This is a genomic window from Escherichia sp. R1, assembly GCF_003000935.1.
Lineage (GTDB): Bacteria > Pseudomonadota > Gammaproteobacteria > Enterobacterales > Enterobacteriaceae > Escherichia > Escherichia coli.
Genome location: NZ_PSRU01000013.1, coordinates 142,791 through 161,983, shown reverse-complemented (window position 1 = coordinate 161,983; position 19,193 = coordinate 142,791). Strand labels below are relative to the sequence as shown.

The following is a 19,193-nucleotide window of genomic DNA, read 5'->3' as shown; positions in this document are numbered from 1 at the left end:
TATTACCGCCTGATTATCACAAAGGGATATCCGAAGCGCGAAGACTTCAGTCGCAGAATTGACGTCCCGTATAACGGATATGAAATAAAGACAATCACACATCCGCACTTCGGTGATAAACCGGTAAAGGTGTTCGCGATAAAGGTAAATATTGATGGCTAAATCAGCAGCAGAGCGCAAAGCCGCTCAGAGAGCCAGACAAGCTGCATCTGGTGTGCGTAAGCTGGAGATTGTGCTTGATGCTCAGGAAATTGAAATTCTGGAGCGTAACTGTGCCACGCGTCGCCCCGGGCGTGCGCCTTACGAATTTGGTGAGTATATAGCGTTACTGATCCGCCAGGATGATGCACGCGTGCACGGGCGTATAAAATCGATCAGCAGAACACGTTGCGGTAAGTGCGGCGAGAGAGTTCCAGTTAATTCATGTCCGTGTAATGGTGACTCACAATGCTGGGTGACTAAAGGCTGGCATGAAACGAAATTAATAGTGTGACATGTCACGAGTAGATTATGCATGATGAATTTGATGGATTTTGAATACTGCCGCCAACTATGGCGGCTTTATTTTGCATGGTATTATTACCACAACGGTAACAATTACCACGGTAGTTATGATGCCTGCTGAACCTAAAACCTATAAACGCAAATCAACGCAATTTAAGCCGCTCACAGCAATGCAGGAGGCTTATTGCCAGTCATACATCAAAACGCCTGAAAACCAGACTCAGGCTGCGATTAACGCAGGATTCTCCCCAAATACAGCGGCAGTTAAAGCCAGTGTCATGATGCGCGATGAACGCATTCAGAAACGGATTGCCGAGTTGATGGAGGAGCGCAACAAACGAATGCGTGTCAGTGCTGATTACGTTCTCATGCGCCTGGTGGAGATCGACCAGATGGACGTGATCGACATCCTCAACGACGATGGGAGCCTTAAACCAATCCGTGAGTGGCCGAAAATCTGGCGCACTACGCTTAGTGGCTTTGATCTGTCATCGACCATCATGAACATGAACGAGGATTCAATAGAGACAATCCTCAAAAAAATTAAATGGCCTGACAAGGTGAAGAACCTTGAGCTGATTGGTAAGCATGTTGATGTCAACGCATTCAAAGAACGTCTGGATGTTAATGTGAATGTGACAATTGCTGATCGCATAGCAGCAGCCAGGAAGCGACTCAAAGAACGTCAGGATGGTAATCAGTGACAGATACAGCGTTATCTCCTGAAGAGCAGTTAATCGAGGATATTGCAGGGTTCACTCACGATCCGCTTGGCTATGCCCTCTATGCGTTCCCGTGGGGGGAAGATGGGACTGAACTGGCACATGCCACCGGTCCACGTCAGTGGCAGGCTGATGCGTTCCGAGAGATACGTGATCACCTGCAGAATCCAGAGACGCGCTATCAGCCGCTTATGCTGGCACGCGCTTCGGGTCACGGTATTGGTAAATCCGCATTCATCTCAATGCTGATCAACTGGGGCATGTCCACTTGCGAGGATTGTAAGGTTGTGGTGACCGCCAACACCGACAACCAGCTACGAACGAAGACCTGGCCGGAAATTATCAAGTGGTCGAACCTTGCTATCACGAAAGACTGGTTTACCTGTACCGCTACCGCGATGTACAGCAATGACCCTGGGCACGACAAGCGGTGGCGAGCTGACGCAATCCCCTGGTCTGAGCACAACACTGAGGCGTTCGCCGGACTACACAACGAGCGCAAACGCATCATCGTGGTATTCGATGAAGCGTCGAACATTGCGGATCTGGTGTGGGAAGTTGCTGAGGGTGCGCTTACGGACGAAGACACTGAGATTATCTGGGTAGCGTTCGGAAACCCTACACGTAACACCGGGCGTTTCCGCGAATGTTTCCGCAAATATAAACACCGCTGGAAAACTGCGCAGATTGACAGCCGGACGGTGGAAGGCACTAACAAACAGCAGTTGCAGAAATGGGTTGATGACTACGGGGAAGATAGCGACTTCGTTAAAATCCGTGTGCGCGGCATATTCCCTGATGCATCTGAATTGCAGTTTATCCCTACCGGTCTTACTGACGAGGCAATGAAACGGGTGGTAACCGCTGCGCAGGTTGCACATGCTCCGGTGATAATCGGCGTTGACCCGGCATACTCAGGCGTTGATGACGCTGTGATATACCTGCGGCAGGGGCTGCACAGTAAGGTGCTGTGGACTGGCAACAAGACCACTGACGATCTGATTATGGCGAAGCGTATCGCTGACTTTGAAGACCAGTACCAGGCTGACGCAGTGTTCATCGACTTCGGTTACGGAACTGGTCTGAAGTCAATCGGTGACGGCTGGGGTCGTACATGGCAACTTGTTCCGTTCGGTGGCGCGTCTACTGACCCGCAGATGCTCAACAAGCGTGGGGAGATGTTCAACTCATGCAAGACATGGCTGAGGCTCGGCGGCATGCTGGATGACCAGGAAACAGCGGACGACCTGTCGGCAGCAGAGTACAAAGTTCGTGTGGACGGTAAAATCGTTATCGAACCGAAGGAAGATATCAAGGAGCGGCTTGGGCGTTCGCCGGGTAAAGGCGATGCGCTACTGCTGACGTTTGCTTTCCCTGTGTCGAAGCGTCTGCGAATTCCTGGGCAGCAGAACCAGCAAGGCAAAGCCATCACAGACTATGATCCTTTTGCATAAAAAAGCCCGCGAATCGGCGGGCTGATTGTGACATGTCACGGCGTTAGAAGGTTATTTTATCGAATGCGGCGTTGATTGCCTTGGCGTCCTGCTCAGCACCAACCACATCAAGTAAAGATCTTTTACTAAGCACTTCAGCCAGGCATTGTAACTTCATGTTGTATAAGTTTTCGCGCATGTAATCATCATCACTTTTTTCTTTGGCGTATACAGCGCGAGAAATATCAAACACATTGCCTTTTTCCATTTCAGTTTTCTGCGCTGAAATCCAGTCATGGCAAGTAACTCCTATTCCATGGTCATCGCTAAGCGTTAACCCGGCAAGTCGCTCACCTGGAATTGCTTCACAAAGCATTTCATTTCCTGCAAAAACACCATAAAAAATTGAGTCATCACCCTGAACAATGCGTACATATTTGCACGGCCATTCATTTAGATATTTAGCTAGCATGTCGGCTGTTTTCATGATCTCACCTTAAAAAAATGCCCGGCGAACCGGGCGAACTGGAAGCAATGAGTTATGCCTTCCGTGGCTGTACTGGTTTACAGCATGAAGTCATCGCAATGGCGTCCTGCTGTAAAAAGGGCGGTGATAGTCCTTCAAGGGAAACCATCACCGCCAAGCCCCTGGAACTTCTGGCATCACGGTCCTTAGGCGTGATTCTGGCGTGGCATGCAGGATTCGAACCTGCGACCAACCGCTTAGAAGGCGGTTGCTCTGTCCAACTGAGCTAATGCCACAACGCTGAGAGCACTTAGCCTGTTAAGGCGCCACACTTTGTCGCGGCTCCATAAATGCTCTCATCGTTGTACCCTCGTCTCTTCCGAGGCGTCACACCGAATCGCCGGGATGGTGAATCCCCGTGCGCGGAATAAAACCGCTCGACTTGCACATTCCGGCTACCTGGTTCGTTTGCCACAGCCAGGGAGGGTGCCCCTTAAACGCATCCAGACCGCTATCGGCGCATGTGCCATACGCCGTACTGCTCAAAATAAAAGCTCACTCCACCTGTTCAATTTAACGACAAGCCAGTCAGGTTAGTAACCGGAATGAACTCTTTGGTTACCTGAAAGGTAATAATTCGCACGTTAAATGTCAACTGTCTACGATAAATAAATCATATGTGGTTAAATTGGTAATAATTTAATTGCGTACGGAGTCATTGATATGTGCATGGGTAGCTCACCATCAGTGCCTGCAACACCAGAAGTTCAGGCAGCACCACAGGAGCAGGATGCCGCCGTTGTTGATGCCCGCGACGAAGAAACTCGTCGCCGTCGCGCTGCTGCTGGTCGTAGTTCTACGCTGCTTACCGGTTCTCAGGGCGACACATCAACTGCTAATACCAGCGGTAAAACGCTGCTTGGTCAGTAACCGGAGTCATTGAAATGGCGGAAACAACTAAAGAGCGATTGAACAAACAGTTCGCACAACTTGAAAGCGAGCGTCAGTCGTTCGAGCCGCACTGGCGCGAGTTGAGTGATTACATCAACCCGCGTGGTTCCCGCTTTCTGACTTCTGAGGTTAACCGTAACGATCGACGCAATACACGCATTATTGATTCGACCGGGACTATGGCGGCGCGCACTCTCGCCAGCGGCATGATGTCAGGCATCACAAGCCCCGCGCGTCCGTGGTTTCGCCTGGCTACGCCAGATCCTGAAATGATGGATTATGGCCCTGTTAAGTTGTGGCTTGAGGCGGTGCAGAACCGCATGAACGATATGTTCAATAAGTCGAATCTCTATCAGTCGCTGCCGCAGTTATACGGAAGCCTCGGCACATACAGCACTGGTGCAATGGCAGTGCTGGAGGATGACGAGGACATCATTCGCACAATGCCATTCCCGATAGGCAGTTACTACCTGGCTAACTCACCTCGTGGCAGTGTGGACACCTGTTTTCGCAAGTTCTCTATGACTGTTCGTCAGCTTGTTCAGGAGTTCGGGCTAAATAACGTCAGCGAATCCGTAAAAAGCATGTGGGAAAGCGGAACCTACGAGAAGTGGATTGAAGTGATGCATTCGGTTTACCCGAACATTGACCGCGATACATCGAAGCTGGATAGCAAGAACAAGCCATTCAAATCGGTTTATTACGAGGTTGGTGGCGATAACGACAAGTTGTTGCGTGAGTCCGGATTCGATGAGTTTCCAATTATGGCTCCGCGCTGGGAAGTTAACGGCGAAGATGTTTATGGATCATCATGCCCGGGTATGCTGGCGCTTGGACCTGTTAAGGCATTGCAGCTTCTCCAGAAGCGCAAGTCGCAGTTGATTGATAAAGCCACCAATCCGCCGATGGTTGCTCCGACTTCCCTCAAGAATCAGCGTGCCTCCCTTCTTCCTGGCGACATCACGTATATCGATCAGATTACTGGTCAGGATGGTTTCAGGCCTGCTTATCTGGTTAACCCCAGTACAGCAGATTTGGTGGCAGACATTCAGGACACCCGTCAAATCATTAACAGCGCCTACTTTGTCGATCTGTTCATGATGTTGCAGAACATCAATACCCGCTCGATGCCTGTTGAAGCGGTGATCGAAATGAAAGAAGAAAAACTTCTGATGTTGGGGCCGGTTCTGGAGCGTCTGAACGACGAATGTCTTAATCCTCTCATTGACCGCGCTTTCTCGATGATGGTGCGTAAAAACATGCTGCCGCCACCGCCTGACGCGATGGAAGGTATGCCCCTGAAGGTCGAATACATTTCCGTCATGGCTCAGGCGCAGAAGTCTATCGGCCTGTCCAGTCTGGCGTCTACGGTCAACTTCATTGGTCAACTTGCGCAAGCGAAACCAGAAGCTCTCGACAAACTCAACGTTGATCAGGCGATCGATGCATTCGCTGATATGTCCGGAGTGTCTCCAACCGTCATTGTTCCGCAGGAACAGGTTGAGCAGGCTCGCCAGCAACGGGCACAGCAACAACAGCAGCAACAAATGATGGCGATGGGGATGGCGGCGGCACAGGGTGCCAAGACGCTAAGCGAAGCTAAAACTTCGGATCCGAGTGTTTTGTCAGCTATGGCGAATGCAGTTAGTGGTCAGGGTGGGCAATCACAATGACAGATTACGAAGACGATCAACTGAAAGAAGAAAACGCCCGTAAGCAACGTGACATGGCACAGCGTGAAATTGATGACATTTGCTTTGTCATGAGCAGTGAACAGGGGCGTCGCGTTGTCTGGTCGGTGCTGGAGAAAGGCCGTGTGTTTTCCGCTATCTCACCGATGGACGCTATGGCTATGGCATTTAATGAGGGGCAACGCAATCTGGCGCTGGAACTGTTTCAGCGCGTTATGGCGCATTGCCCTGAACAGTATTTGAAGATGGCCAAAGAGGCCAGTGAACAGGAGTGATCATGAATTTATTTGAGCGTTTGCTGTATCGCCGTCTTTGCAATGAGCAACCAGTCGATGGTGGAGCAGCTCCGGCTGCGTCAGAACCGTCAGCGCCTGCAGGTGATAACCCTGCTCCAGTTGGTGATCCATCACAACCGGAAGGTGATAAGCCACAACCTGTTGCTGATGGCGATAAACCTGCTGATGACAAAAAGCCTGAAAACGATAAGCAGGATGAAAAAAAGGACGGCGATAAAACAGAGGGTGCGCCTGAGAAGTACGAGTTTCAGGCTGCCGAAGGCGTAGAGCTGGATACAGAAGCGTTGAAGGAATTCGAGCCGGTGGCGCGAGAACTAAACCTGACCAACGAGCAAGCGCAAAAGCTGGTTGATGCTTATCCGAAGATTCTGGCAGGTGTTCAGCAGCGCCAGGCAGAAGCCTGGCAGAAAACAACCGAGCAGTGGGCTGCTGATGTAAAAGCTGACAAAGAAATCGGTGGCGACAAGTTGATTTCTAACCTTAGCGCCGCACAGCGTGCGCTTGACCAGTTCGGGACACCTGAACTCAAAGAATATCTGAACACCACCGGGCTGGGTAATCACCCTGATCTGGTCAAAACGTTCGTGAAAATCGGAAAGGCGATGTCTGAAGATGGCATGGTCACCGGTGGTAATGAAGGCCAGCGTAGTGCGGCCGAAGTGCTCTATGGCAAATAAGAGAGGAAATGACAATGGCTGTTAAAGGCTTAACTGCGCTAACGCTGGCTGACTGGGGTAAGCGCGTCGATCCAAACGGGAAAGTCGATAAGATTATCGAGCTTCTCGGTCAAACTAACCCGATCCTTCAGGATATGCCTTTTGTCGAAGGGAACCTTCCTACCGGACACCGAACCACCATTCGTTCTGGTTTACCTTCAGCTACCTGGCGTTTGCTGAACTATGGCGTACAGCCAAGCAAATCAACCACAGTACAGGTAACCGATTCCGTTGGCATGCTGGAAACCTATGCGGAAGTCGATAAGTCACTGGCTGATCTGAACGGCAATACCGCCGAATTCCGCCTGTCTGAAGACCGCGCATTTATTGAAGCGATGAATCAGCAGATGGCGCAGACGCTGTTTTATGGTGATTCCAGCGTTAACCCTCAGCAGTTTATGGGACTGTCCTCCCGCTATTCCAGCCTGTCTGCGGGTAATGCTCAGAACATCATTGATGCTGGTGGCACGGGTACAGATAACACCTCAATCTGGTTAGTGGTGTGGGGCGAAAACACCGTGCATGGCATCTTCCCGAAAGGGCAGAAGGCTGGCATCCAGATGGAAGATAAAGGCCAGGTGACACTGGAAGATGCTAATGGCGGCAAGTACGAAGGCTATCGCACCCATTACAAATGGGATAACGGACTTGCTCTGCGTGACTGGCGTTATGTTGTTCGCATTGCAAACATCGATGTCAGCAATCTTTCAGAACCTTCCTCTGCCGCAAATATTGCGAAGTTGATGGTTAAAGCACTGCATCGCATTCCAAATCGTGGCATGGGTCGCCCGGTGTTCTACATGAACCGCACTGTAGGCCAGGCTCTTGATCTGCAATCTCTGGAGAAAACATCTCTGGCGATCAGCGTAAAAGAGACAGAAGGCGAGTGGTGGACTTCATTCCGTGGTGTACCAATCCGTGAAACTGATGCGCTTCTGGAAACAGAAGCCCGCGTGGTGTAACGCCTGTTATTAACCTGTGGGTCGTAACAGACCCACTAATGGAGAAAGAAGATGATCACCGACAAACTGTTGATGTTCTCCGAAGCACAGGCGGTAACTGATACCGCGGCTTCTACTGACGTAATCGATCTCGGTCCAATTGACGGAAAACGTCGTGATATCGGCGTGGGTTACCCGCTTGAGTTTTGGGCGCTGGTTAACACAGCCGCCGCAGCAAGCGGTGATGCAACTGTAAACATCCAGTTGCAGACGAGTGAGGATAACAGCTCATGGTCCACTATTTATGATAGTGGCGCACTGGCAAAGGCCACCCTGACAGCAGGTAAGCGAGTTGTTTCTGCAAAGGTGCCAGCCGGTGTTCAGCGATATCTGCGTGTTAACTACTCCGTCGCAACTGGCCCACTAACGGCTGGCAAATTCACTGCGGGTATCAATCTTGATGTTGATGCCAATACGCCGTATCCGATCCGCTCAAAAGTAACTGGTTAAGGTGATATTGATGTCAGGTGAGAAACCAAGATACCGCGTTCTGCGCCTCTCTCATATCCATAACACTCTGTGGCCGGAGGGGGCAGAAATCGAATACGAAGGTGAGCCTGGTAGCGCACTGGAACCTGTTAACGATGCAGCCAGACAGGCAAAAGCAAAAGTTGCAGGAAAAGAGTCAATGGCAGCAACCAGCACCAAAATCATCAACGATGTGTCAGATGATGGTGAACTGGATAAGCTCCGTGAAGAGTACGAATTGCTCTTTAACGAGAAGCCACACCATAACGCCAAAGCCGAAACGCTCCGCGAGAAGATCGCAGATAAGCGTAAAGAACTGGGCGTGTAAGCCTCGCGGATCAGACAAGGGGCTTCGGCCCCTTTATTGCAGGAGTGTATATGGAACTCGTAAACCTCAAAACCGGCACTGACAGCTACCAGGATGAGAGCGGAGAAACCAGAACTCGCGATGAATACCCGTGGGGGCTGTGCATCACTCTTAATAACGACACATTGAATAAGCTGAAGGCGCAACCTCAGGGCGTCGGAACAGAAGTGATGATAACTGCAAAGGCTGTTATTCGAGGCCTGTCTGCCAGAGAAACTGACGATGGTGTTAATCGCAGCGCCGATCTGCAGATCACTGATATGGCGATCGCTCCTGTTTCCGGGGATGTAGAAAAATCAGCGGCTGAAACCCTGTACGGCAATGGGGGTGAGTAATGGCCTCTGTAGTAGAGATCTGCAATCGTGCGCTGTCCAATATTGGCAATAGCCGCAGCATTAACAGCCTGACGGAAGCCAGCAAGGAAGCGGGGGAATGTTCGCTGCACTTTGAGGCCTGCCGTGATGCTGTGCTTTCTGATTTTGACTGGAACTTTGCTACCAAACGCGTGGCGCTGGCAGATACGAGCAATCCACCGCCTGACTGGGAATATGCGTATCAGTACCCGTCCGATTGTCTGCGCATTACTGAAATTATGCTTCCTGGTGTACGCAATCCAACAGCAGCAATGCGCGTTCAGTACGAAGTAGGTGTAGACACCAACGGAACAGGAAAGTTGATCTACACAGACCAGCCTCAGGCATGGCTCAAGTATGTCTCTCGCGTTACAGATGTGAACATGTTTGATGCCATTTTTATGGAGGCGTTGGCCTGGCGTCTTGCGGCAGCTATTAACATGGCGCTGACTGGGAATGCAGACCTCGGTACGTTTGCCCTCAATATGTACAATCGCGTGATTCTTAGTGCTGGCTCGCATAGCCAGAATGAATCACAGGAACCACAGCCACCGGTTGACGAGTTTACCATTGCGAGGTTGTCCTGATGGCTATCAGTTGGATACAGCCCAGCTTTGCCGGTGGTGAGATTGGACCGTCGTTGTACGGTCGTATCGACATGGCGAAGTACCAGGTGGCATTGCGCAAGTGCGATAACTTTATCGTGCGGCAGTATGGCGGCGTTGAGAATCGACCTGGTACGCGTTTTGTCGGTGCCGCCAAATACCCAAATCGGAAATGCCGCCTGATCCCGTTCCAGTTCTCGACGGTTCAGACCTATGCTCTGGAGTTCGGACACCAGTACATGCGCGTTATCAAAGATGGTGCGTTGGTGCTGAACAGCAGCAATGTTATTTATGAAATTTCCACGCCATATACTGAAGCCGATCTGTTCCGAATTAAATTCACGCAAAGCGCAGACGTGCTTACGCTGGTTCATCCGGCATACCCGCCGAAAGAGTTGCGCCGCTATGCGCATGACAACTGGCAACTGGTTGATGTGGTAACGAAGAACGGGCCATTTGAAGATATCAATATTGACGAGTCAGTGACGGTTTATGCCAGCGCCAGCACCGGGACAATTACGTTAACGGCAAGCGCCTCTATTTTTGGCGCGGAGCAGGTAGGCAAATTGTTCTATCTGGAACAGCCTGCAGTGGATTCTGTGCCGGTATGGGAAACCAGTAAGAGTACGTCGATTGGCGATATTCGCCGTGCAGACAGTAACTACTATCGCGCCGTTACAGCAGGCAAAACAGGTACTTTGCGCCCTTCGCATACAGAAGGCACATCATGGGATGGCTGGGGCGGATCCGGTGATGATGATACTGGCATTGAGTGGGAGTATCTGCACAGTGGTTTTGGCATTGCCCGTATCACTGCTGCAAATGGCACTACTGCAACTGCTGAGGTGATTTCCTATATCCCTTCGCAGGTCGTTGGCGAGGATAATGCCAGCTATAAATGGGCTAAATATGCCTGGAACAGTGTTAATGGTTATCCTGGCACTGTTGTTTATTATCAACAACGTCTTTACTTCGCCGCATCGACTGCGTTTCCTCAGACTATCTGGGCCAGCCGTACCGGGGATTATAAGGATTTTGGCAAAAGCAATCCTACGCAGGATGACGACAGAATTATCTACACCTATGCCGGACGTCAGGTTAATGAGATCCGCCACCTGATTGATGTTGGTTCTCTGGTGGCGCTGACTTCCGGAGGTGAGTACGTCATCACCGGCGACCAGAACAAAGTGTTAACCCCATCATCATTTGCATTCAGCTCTCAGGGATCAAATGGCTCAAGCAACGTCCCGCCAATTGCCGTGGCGAATATTGCTCTGTTCGTCCAGGAGAAAGGCAGCGTTGTCCGTGATCTGGCCTACTCATTCGATGTTGACGGCTATCAGGGGAACGACCTGACCATCCTTGCCAATCATCTTTTTCAGAAGCACAGCATTGTTGACTGGTGCTTCTCGATTGTCCCTTACTCCAGTGCCTTCTGCATTCGTGATGACGGTAAATTACTGGTGATGACCTATTTGCGTGATCAGCAGGTTTTTGCATGGGCACCACAATCCAGTACCGGAAAATATGAAAGCACATGCAGTATCAGCGAAGGCAATGAAGATGCGGTGTATTTCGTCGTTAACCGAACCGTTAACGGGCAAACAGTGAGATACATCGAGCGACTGTCCAGCCGTTTATTTACCAGCGATGAAGATGCTTTCTTTGTTGATTCTGGCCTTAGCTATGATGGAAGAAATACGTCTGACAGAACGATGACCATCACTGGTGGTTCTGGTGAATGGGATTACCATGCGGAATATACAATCAGTGTTTCTGGTGGTGCGTACTTCACCAGTAGTGATGTCGGCGCGCAACTACAGTTCCCTTATACCGGAACTGATCCTGATACTGGCGATGAAGTGTCAAAAGAATTACGTTGCGACATTATTTCTGTAACCAGCAATACCGCTGTAGTGGTTCGTGCTAACAGGAACGTCCCGCCATCCCTCAGGAATGTGGCCACCACGAACTGGCAGATGGCGCGCCGGACATTTGGCGGCTTGTCTCATCTTGAAGGCCAGACCGTAAACATCCTCTCTGATGCGAACGTGGAACCACAGAAAGTGGTTTCCGGAGGTGCCGTCACGCTGGAATCTCCGGGGGCTGTAGTGCACATCGGCCTGCCAATAACTGCTGAATTCGAAACACTGGATATCAACATTAACGGACAGGAAACGCTGCTGGACAAAAAACAGGTGATCCCGTCCGTTACTCTGGTTGTGAATGCCAGTCGCGGCATCTGGGCGACTACGCCCGGCGGTAAATGGTACGAATATCCACAGCGTGAATTCGAGTTCTACGATGATCCTGTTGATGATGCTACCGGAAAAGTAGAAGTGAAACTGGACAGTAACTGGGGCAAAAACGGACGTGTAAAAATCCGTCAGCTTGATCCGTTGCCGCTGTCTGTTCTTGCCGTTATTCCTCGCCTTACTGTTGGGGGATTCTGATGATCGATGTTCAAATTATTCCCGCAACCGAAGAGCATCTTCAGATGATTTTGCCGGATGTTCGTCAGGCTGATATTGACGAACTGTATGCGGTATCACTGATGACTACCGAAGATGCGCTGCGTGTTGGTCTGCGTACTGCGACTATGGCCTGGTCAGGATTTGCGAACGGAGAACTGGTAACCATGTTTGGCGTATCTCCGGCGTCAATGATCGGTGGCAATGGTACGCCCTGGCTGGTCGGAACCAGCCGCATCGAAAAATATCAGAAGACATTTCTTCGCCACTGCCGCCCTGTATTGCAGCAGATGCTGGCAGTTTATCCGCGCCTGGAAAACTATGTCGACGAGCGAAACCATGTTGCCAAAGCATGGCTGCACTGGCTTGGATTCAGGCTTGAAGAAGCCGCGCCTTATGGTGCTCTTGGTCTTAATTTCCACAGATTTCACATGGAGAGAAAATAATGTGTAACCCAGCCATCGCTTTGGTTGCCGTCACAGTGGCATCCACAGCCGCGTCAATGTACAGCCAGAGCAAGCAGGCAAAATACCAGTCAGCCATAGCTGATCGGAATGCTGAAATTGCTGAAGCTCAGGCACAGGATTCAATCAATCGTGGGAATATTGAAGCGGATCAGCGTCGTCGTGAAATGCGTCAACGCTCAGGCACTGCGGCGGCCACTATGGGGGCTACCGGTGCGGAATTAAGTAGCGGAACAGCTCTTGACGTTTTTGCGGATAATGCTCAGTTCGGCACTCTTGATGCGTTAACGACAGTGAATAATGCTCAGCGTGAGGCATATGGGTATCAGGTTCAGGGAATGAATGCTCAGGCACAGGGGGCTGCTGCTCAGTCGGCTGCTAAATCATCGATGACCAGCACTTTGTTAACGGCACCACTAAAAGCATACGGTGCATATAAGTTGGGTAGCGGAAGTATCAATCCGATTAGTAAGCAAGGAAACACGCCAATGTTATCTAACTCAGGTTTTATGAATTCTGACTCCCGATTCAAAATAGGAGGTTACTGATGCCTGTTGTTCCTACTACATCCGGACGCCAGGTGCAAAGTCGTGGTGTGCAAACCGGTGGTTTTCAGACCTTCGATGTTCCTCAAGCAGGTCAGGTGCTGGCGAATGTCGCAGATCAGTATGCGGTGGCATATGGTGAAGCCAGGCAGAAAGCGAATGTTGCTATGGCCCAGGAGGCGTTACTGCAATTTAACCAATTTGCAGATGACCAGATTAACAACCCTGAAAATGGGCTGATTTCTAAACAGGGTAAAAACGCTCTTGGTCAGAGTGACGCTGTTATGAAAAATATGCAGGAAAGGGCTCAGGCATTATTAGGCTCAATTCCTGAAAGTGAGGAAAGGAATAAATTATCCTTTCAACTCCAGCAGTCTATGCAGTCTTATTACAATCAGGCACGTCGATATGAAGTTGGGCAGTTTCAGCAATTCCAAGATCAAACGTATTTGTCAGGAAATGCATTGGCTGTCACTCAGTCTGCGGGGCTATATAGCGATAACCAAGCATTTGTCGATTTAGCCAAGCAGCGATTTGAATCTATTGATCAATACGCTGATGCGCATGGGCTTCCTGATGAGTGGCGTGTTCAGCAGAAAACTCAGCTCAAGGAACAAATGGGGCAGCAAGCATGGATAGGAAATATCGCTCAAAAATACAACGAGTTTCTTCAGGTTAATGGAGAGCCAGGGGATCTTGATGGTGTGAGTCGTGCAATATCACATGGTAATTCATTGGATGCTCGTGGTTTACGTAATAATAACCCCGGTAATATTGAAGCGAGCAAATCTAACCCGTGGGAAGGTCAGATCGGTAGCGATGGACGTTTTGCAACGTTTGCTACCCCTGAGCATGGAATCCGCGCGTTGGGTAAAAATATGTTGTCTTACCAGCGTCAAGGCTATGACACCGTTAGCGAGATTGTTAATCGCTATGCTCCGGCTAGTGATGGTAATAATACTGATGCTTATATTAGGGCATTGTGTGGTGAGCTTGGTGTTGGGGAGAATGATCAGCTTGATATCTCTAACCCAAAGACACTAGCTGCTTTATGTGCTGGGATTATTAAACACGAAAATGGCAGTATGCCTTATAGCACCGAACAGCTTGAAACTGGTATCTCGGCAGCCCTTGGTCTAACTAACCTTGATTCACCTAAGCGTTATACGGGCAATGCGGCATTTGATGCTATGAGCCCTCAAATGCAAATACAGGCATTGAGGCAGGCTAATGAGCTGAGAAATCAGTACCGCCAGCAGTATGCGGACCAGCTTAGCACCGTAGTTAAAGATGCATATTCAGCCCTTGATGAAGGATTGAAACCTGAGAAGTTACCTTCTGAGGACGATTTTATCCGGGCCAATGGTCCGCGCATTGGCGCTATGAAGTGGAAGGATATGCAGGCGCAGATACAATATGGAGGTGTCATTGGTGCCGCTAAAGACCTCACTCCAGAAGGACGGCAAGACATTCTTGAACGTTTACGTCCACAGGATCCAAACGCTCCTGGATTTGCAGCTAACCAGCAACGCTGGGAGAAAATGCAGGCCAAATTTAAAGAGATGGATAGGGAGTGGGAGATTCAGCAGGGAAGAAACAGGTTCGTGTCTTCAATGCAAAATAACTTCCCGCTGGACCCGAACGACAAAAACAATCAGGCAGCGGTAGACCGTTATTTCGCGCAGGATATCGCGCCTTCGTTTTCCATATCTGATCCGCAGAGCATCAATACACTGGTCACCGTCACAACTAAAAGCGGCATGATACCAACTCAGATTAAAACAATGCTTAACAGTGGAGCGACATCAAGAGATCCTGCGCTGGTTGTCCCGATGGCAAAATTCTACGGTCAGTTATTCGATAATAATCCGGCGGCAGCGGCAACACTTGATAAAAGTACGATGGCATTTTACGGCAAGGTTTACGATTATTCCCGCGCTGGCGTGCCGGAGGATAAGGCTGTTGATATGGCTTACAGCCAGGTGTTCCAACAGGATGACCGAATGAAACAGATGCTTTCCACTGCCATGCGAGACAAAAAATATGTCGCGGCGAGGGCAACTGCTGCACAAAATAACGCCAGCAGTCTGACTTCCTTTGGTTCGTGGTCTCCGGATATTACCGATCCAGGAAAATCAAATGCGGCCTATCAGCGAGATTACCAGACAATTTACGATGCTAACTTTGTACAGACAGGTGGCGATGCAGAACAGGCTGAGAAAATGACCAATGCCATGATCAGAACCACTTGGGGAGTTTCTACGGTTAATGGCAAAGCAGAGGTTATGAAGTATGCACCTGAGGCATTGTACGGAGTAAATAATGGTGCTGGTAACTGGATACAGGGGCAGTGGGAGCAGGAAAAACGCGAGCTTAAATCAAAATCCTTTGGCGGTCCTCGCAGTGATACGGACTTAATACTTGTTTCTGATGGCCTTACGGCAAGGGATAGGAGTTATGCTGTTATGGTTTTACAGCCTGACGCAAACGGAGCGATAGAACCGAGAAATTATATTGGAGAAAATGGTCTCCCTGTTCGTTTCAAGCCGGATCAGCTGACATCTCCAATGTACAGGCAAACCATTCAGTTCCAGCAACAGCGTGTTGATGAGGCTAGAGTGCGGAGAGAAGGCAATCCGCTGCCGCAGTTCAGCAATAAAGATGGATATACTCCTCCAGATCTGACAAAACCATTCGGTTATGGTTCAGCCAATTACCTTCCGAGCAATATATACGCAGGGGGCAAATAATGCCGATATATGAACAGGATCCTAAAGAGTTGCTTGGCGAGGGTATTCAGCAAATAGCAGCACCTGATGACAGTAATTTCTATATGGAAACACCTTCTTTGCTTTCTGCTGTGAACCCATTTACCAGTGATCAACGCGTTCAAAGGTCTAGACAAGCAGCATTTCGTATAGATAACACGCTGGGTAGCTTTATTGCCAGTGCTCCTTTCAGTCAGTTTGACAGGGTTGAAGGATATAACCCATTTGATAACGATGCAGCAGATATTAAAGGCTATGAAGATTTTGCAGATTCGTTTATCAACTCCGGTTCGCATGAAGAAACAATGGCAATTAAACATCGAATCGATCAGCAGAGAGCTGACATGGAATACAATTCAGGCTTGGGATTTGCTGGTACAGTCTCTTCTGTAGCAATGAGATTAGCAGATCCATTCAATGCGATTTCTATGTTTATTCCGTTCGGCGCTGTCGTTCGTGGCGGTCGTATTGCAGAAACAGCCGGACGTTTTGCTTTAGCCAATGCTGCTGGCAGTGTTGCTTCAGAGGCCGCATTGCAGGCCACTCAGGAAGCTCGCTCACCGATGGAGAGCGTATCGAACGTTGTTGTTGATGCTCTCGTTGGTGGGATCCTTGGTGCTGGTGCACAGCTACTTGCTGGACCTAGCGCGCGCGAGGCAGTGGTTAACTCAGTAGGTAATCATTTGCGAGGTATGGATTCTCCTCAAAGCATTGGTGCAGCTCAGGTTTTCAATACCACACTCGATCAGGAACAGCTTGCTGGACTTGGACTTGCTAACAAAACGTTGAGTGTCACTCCTGCTGGCCGCTTGGCGCAATCACCATCTCTTGTTTCCCGTCAGATTAACCAGCAGCTTGCCGAAAATAACTATTTCTTCGCCAAAAATGATGAGGGGTTGGCTACGTTTACGGCAGTCGAGACTAAGATTAAGCAATACGACGCCATGCTTTATAAGCAGATGGAAGCTACTCGTGATGCTTACCAGCAGTACAGCAAATCTGTCAGCGCCCGCGGCGTGAAGAGGATGAACTTTATTGATTTCAATGAAGCTGTTGGCATGGCTATGCGCCGTGGTGATCAGAGTGATATTCCTGAGGTTTCACAAGCAGCCGCCAGAATCCGCCCCATTTTTGAGACCACAAAAGCCCGTATGCAGGAATTGGGGATCCTTCCTGAGGATATCGATGTCGTGACGGCGAAGAGTTATCTTCCCCGCATTTATAAGTTCGATAAGATACTTTCCGACCGCACTGAATTCAGAGGGCGAATTGCCAACTGGATACAAGGGATTAGTGCCAAAGGTGCTGACAAAGCAGGTCAGCGAATTGAAAAGATAAATTCATTGCTAAAAACTGCAGAGGAATCAGCACCGCGCGCTGATGCTCTCGCTAGTGAAATCGCTGAAGCGGAGAAATGGTCTGGTAAAAAAATTCTACTCATGGAAGAACTGGATAAACGAAATAAGCTTATATCTCAGGAGACTGACACACAGGCGCGTCTTACAAGAATAGAAAAAGAGTTGGCCGAGACTTCATCAGAAAAACTTCAGGCAAGAATGATGAAAGAAAGCTCTGACCTTAAAACACGCCTTGATGATATAGCGCAGGCAAAGAGTGAGCTTCCTGTCTATCAGCGCCATATGGAGTTGCTGGATAATCCACGGAAATATCGTTCTGAGCTTCGCCGACTGCAAAAACGGGCAAATTCAACCACAAGGCTGAATGCAAGCCGCGAGCGAGCACTGAAGCAGATGGAGCCTCTATCCCGAGAGGAAGCAGAGGACGCTGCTGACGAGATCGTGAATAAAATAATAGGCGCACCTTCCGGGCTTGTACCAGCCGATATTATCCCAGAGAGACTCGTTGGTCGGGCTGGTTTCACTAAAAGCCGAACGCTGCTTATTCCTGATGAGCGTATAGAAGATTTTCTTGAATCAGATGTTAACTACATCATGGAAAGTTATCTCCGGCAGGTGGCACCAGAAATTGAGCTGACTGCGCAGTTTGGCCGTAAAGATATGGGGGAGCAAATCCGTCAGGTTAGTGAGGAATATACCCGGCTAATAAAAGAGGCTAAAACACCTAAACGACGTGCAGCTCTTGAGAAGCAACGGGAGGCTGATATTAGGGATATTACGGCTATGCGTGACCGACTGCTTGGTACTTACGGCGCACCTCAAGATCCACGCAGTTTCTTTGTTCGTGCCGGGCGAGTTGCTAGGAATATTAACTTCCTCCGTTTGCTTGGTGGAATGACCGTCTCCGCTGCAACTGATCTGATGCGACCGATGATGCAGCATGGCCTGAGAAAATCTCTCGGACCAATGGTAAGCATGCTTAAAAATATGGACTCAGTGAAAATTGCAACCAGGGATTTGCGAGAAATGGCAGTTGGGCTTGATTATGTCCTGTCTACGCGTACAAAGGCTATAGCGGATCTTACTGACCCCTATAGCCGGAGAAGCGCCGCTGAGCGAGGTCTGAACTGGATGACGCAGAAATTCGGTAACTGGACGCTGATGAATCAGTGGAACAGCGCACTTAAATCATGGTCTGGGATGATAGTGCAGTCGAGGATACTTGACGCGGCTCGCCAAGTTTCTGCTGGTGGCACGCTCTCCAAAAGTGAAATGCGGAAGATGGCACAGGTCGGCATCAATGAAGATGTTCTGCGCCGAATCGGGGAGCAATTCGGGAAGCACGGAGAGGATATGGACGGGCTGTTAACCGGGCATAGTCATCTGTGGGATGACCGTTTCGCTAGAGAGATTTTCCAGTCTGCAGTGCTGAAAGATGTAGACTCAGTGATTGTAACGCCTGGCGTAGGTGATACACCGCTGTTTTTTAGTAAAGAAGGCTGGAAGATGATCACGCAGTTCAAAACGTTTATCTTCGCACAGCATAACAGGGTGCTGGTATCTGGTATCCAGCAGGGCGATGCTGCATTCTATCTTGGTGCGCTTGGCACGATTGCGCTTGGCTCAATGGTCTATATGATGAAACAGAAGTTAAGCGGTCGCGATATCGACTACAGCTGGAATAACCTTGTGAAAGAGGGGATCGACCGGGGCGGAATGCTTGGCTGGCTCTCTGAGCCGCTGAATACCGTTGAGAACATAAGCGGCGGTAGGTTTGGTCTTGGCGCGATGTTTGGTGCGCCTCCGGTATCAAGGTTTCAGAGTCGTAATGCTATTGGTGCTTTACTTGGTCCTACCTTTGATCTTGGCGGTGATGCCGCGACGGTTGCGAATGGTGTACTTAACGGAGAATTTGACAGCCAGCAAACCCACGCGGTCCGTAAAATGCTACCTTTTCAGAACCTGTGGGCGATATCACCATTACTGAATAAAGTTGAAGAGCAGATGAAATAGG

The 19,193-nt window shown here is 49.6% G+C and carries 18 protein-coding genes, 1 tRNA gene and 1 pseudogene; 18 read left to right on the top strand and 2 right to left on the bottom strand.

The genetic code is table 11. From position 1 onward, the window contains the following. The 4 genes and pseudogenes from C4F37_RS16875 to C4F37_RS16860 form a co-directional block, all read left to right on the top strand. Positions 1–162: pseudogene (locus tag C4F37_RS16875) on the top strand (ASCH domain-containing protein); the annotation flags it as partial. Then, entirely contained in the window at positions 155–493 is a 339-nt protein-coding gene (locus C4F37_RS16870; RefSeq protein WP_016235741.1) for a hypothetical protein, read from the top strand. The pseudogene C4F37_RS16875 and the gene C4F37_RS16870, both read left to right, overlap by 8 nt. A gap of 40 nt (positions 494–533) precedes the next feature. Beyond that, positions 534–1,208, top strand: coding sequence for a terminase small subunit (locus C4F37_RS16865; protein WP_001090112.1), 675 nt, complete (start codon positions 534–536; stop codon positions 1,206–1,208). Then, on the top strand, positions 1,205–2,680 hold the full coding sequence (locus tag C4F37_RS16860) for a hypothetical protein (protein ID WP_032153863.1): 1,476 nt from the start codon (positions 1,205–1,207) through the stop codon (positions 2,678–2,680). Before C4F37_RS16865 ends, C4F37_RS16860 begins: the two co-directional genes overlap by 4 nt. 43 nt (positions 2,681–2,723) lie before the next feature. Here the strand turns inward: C4F37_RS16860 and C4F37_RS16855 are convergent, their stop codons facing one another. Next, entirely contained in the window at positions 2,724–3,146 is a 423-nt protein-coding gene (locus C4F37_RS16855) for a hypothetical protein (RefSeq protein WP_001600316.1), read from the bottom strand. Between the two features lie 198 nt (positions 3,147–3,344). Next, positions 3,345–3,421 (bottom strand) — tRNA-Arg (locus tag C4F37_RS16850). A 427-nt stretch (positions 3,422–3,848) separates the two neighbouring features. Here C4F37_RS16850 and C4F37_RS16845 point away from each other — a divergent pair. Genes C4F37_RS16845 through C4F37_RS16780 form a run of 14 tightly spaced genes read left to right on the top strand, consistent with a single transcriptional unit; the run spans position 3,849 to position 19,192 of the window. Continuing rightward, positions 3,849–4,055, top strand: a complete 207-nt coding sequence (locus C4F37_RS16845) for a hypothetical protein (RefSeq protein ID WP_000335899.1) — start codon at positions 3,849–3,851, stop codon at positions 4,053–4,055. 14 nt (positions 4,056–4,069) lie between these two features. After that, positions 4,070–5,749, top strand: coding sequence for a portal protein (locus tag C4F37_RS16840; RefSeq protein WP_000852419.1), 1,680 nt, complete (start codon positions 4,070–4,072; stop codon positions 5,747–5,749). After that, on the top strand, positions 5,746–6,042 hold the full coding sequence (locus C4F37_RS16835) for a Bbp19 family protein (RefSeq protein WP_021517651.1): 297 nt from the start codon (positions 5,746–5,748) through the stop codon (positions 6,040–6,042). The genes C4F37_RS16840 and C4F37_RS16835 overlap by 4 nt, the downstream gene beginning before the upstream one ends. Positions 6,043–6,044: 2 nt before the next feature. Then, positions 6,045–6,740: a peptidase gene (locus C4F37_RS16830; protein ID WP_032153859.1), complete on the top strand. Its 696-nt coding sequence runs from the start codon at positions 6,045–6,047 to the stop codon at positions 6,738–6,740. Between the two features lie 14 nt (positions 6,741–6,754). Next, positions 6,755–7,741: a major capsid protein gene (locus C4F37_RS16825; RefSeq protein WP_000268715.1), complete on the top strand. Its 987-nt coding sequence runs from the start codon at positions 6,755–6,757 to the stop codon at positions 7,739–7,741. Between the two features lie 51 nt (positions 7,742–7,792). Beyond that, positions 7,793–8,230 (top strand): Bbp16 family capsid cement protein, encoded by a 438-nt coding sequence (locus C4F37_RS16820; protein ID WP_032153858.1) that lies wholly within the window; start codon positions 7,793–7,795, stop codon positions 8,228–8,230. 10 nt (positions 8,231–8,240) lie between these two features. Beyond that, a complete protein-coding gene (locus C4F37_RS16815; protein ID WP_032153857.1) occupies positions 8,241–8,576 on the top strand; it encodes a hypothetical protein in 336 nt (111 codons plus the stop codon). A 50-nt stretch (positions 8,577–8,626) separates the two neighbouring features. Beyond that, positions 8,627–8,950, top strand: a complete 324-nt coding sequence (gene gp10 / locus C4F37_RS16810; RefSeq protein ID WP_000424495.1) for a capsid staple protein — start codon at positions 8,627–8,629, stop codon at positions 8,948–8,950. After that, the gene (locus tag C4F37_RS16805) at positions 8,950–9,555 is read left to right on the top strand and encodes a hypothetical protein (RefSeq protein WP_000179264.1); all 606 of its coding nucleotides are present in this window, start codon (positions 8,950–8,952) and stop codon (positions 9,553–9,555) included. The genes gp10 and C4F37_RS16805 overlap by 1 nt, the downstream gene beginning before the upstream one ends. Next, the gene (locus C4F37_RS16800) at positions 9,555–12,026 is read left to right on the top strand and encodes a hypothetical protein (protein ID WP_022645084.1); all 2,472 of its coding nucleotides are present in this window, start codon (positions 9,555–9,557) and stop codon (positions 12,024–12,026) included. Before C4F37_RS16805 ends, C4F37_RS16800 begins: the two co-directional genes overlap by 1 nt. Then, complete coding sequence (locus C4F37_RS16795) at positions 12,026–12,490, top strand: hypothetical protein (RefSeq protein ID WP_000568023.1); 465 nt, start codon at positions 12,026–12,028, stop codon at positions 12,488–12,490. Before C4F37_RS16800 ends, C4F37_RS16795 begins: the two co-directional genes overlap by 1 nt. Further along, positions 12,490–13,056 (top strand): virion core protein, T7 gp14 family, encoded by a 567-nt coding sequence (locus C4F37_RS16790; RefSeq protein ID WP_001555169.1) that lies wholly within the window; start codon positions 12,490–12,492, stop codon positions 13,054–13,056. Before C4F37_RS16795 ends, C4F37_RS16790 begins: the two co-directional genes overlap by 1 nt. Next, positions 13,056–15,803, top strand: a complete 2,748-nt coding sequence (locus tag C4F37_RS16785; protein ID WP_032153984.1) for a bacteriophage protein — start codon at positions 13,056–13,058, stop codon at positions 15,801–15,803. The genes C4F37_RS16790 and C4F37_RS16785 overlap by 1 nt, the downstream gene beginning before the upstream one ends. Continuing rightward, on the top strand, positions 15,803–19,192 hold the full coding sequence (locus C4F37_RS16780; RefSeq protein WP_032153855.1) for a DUF919 family protein: 3,390 nt from the start codon (positions 15,803–15,805) through the stop codon (positions 19,190–19,192). Before C4F37_RS16785 ends, C4F37_RS16780 begins: the two co-directional genes overlap by 1 nt. Position 19,193 lies beyond the last annotated feature (1 nt).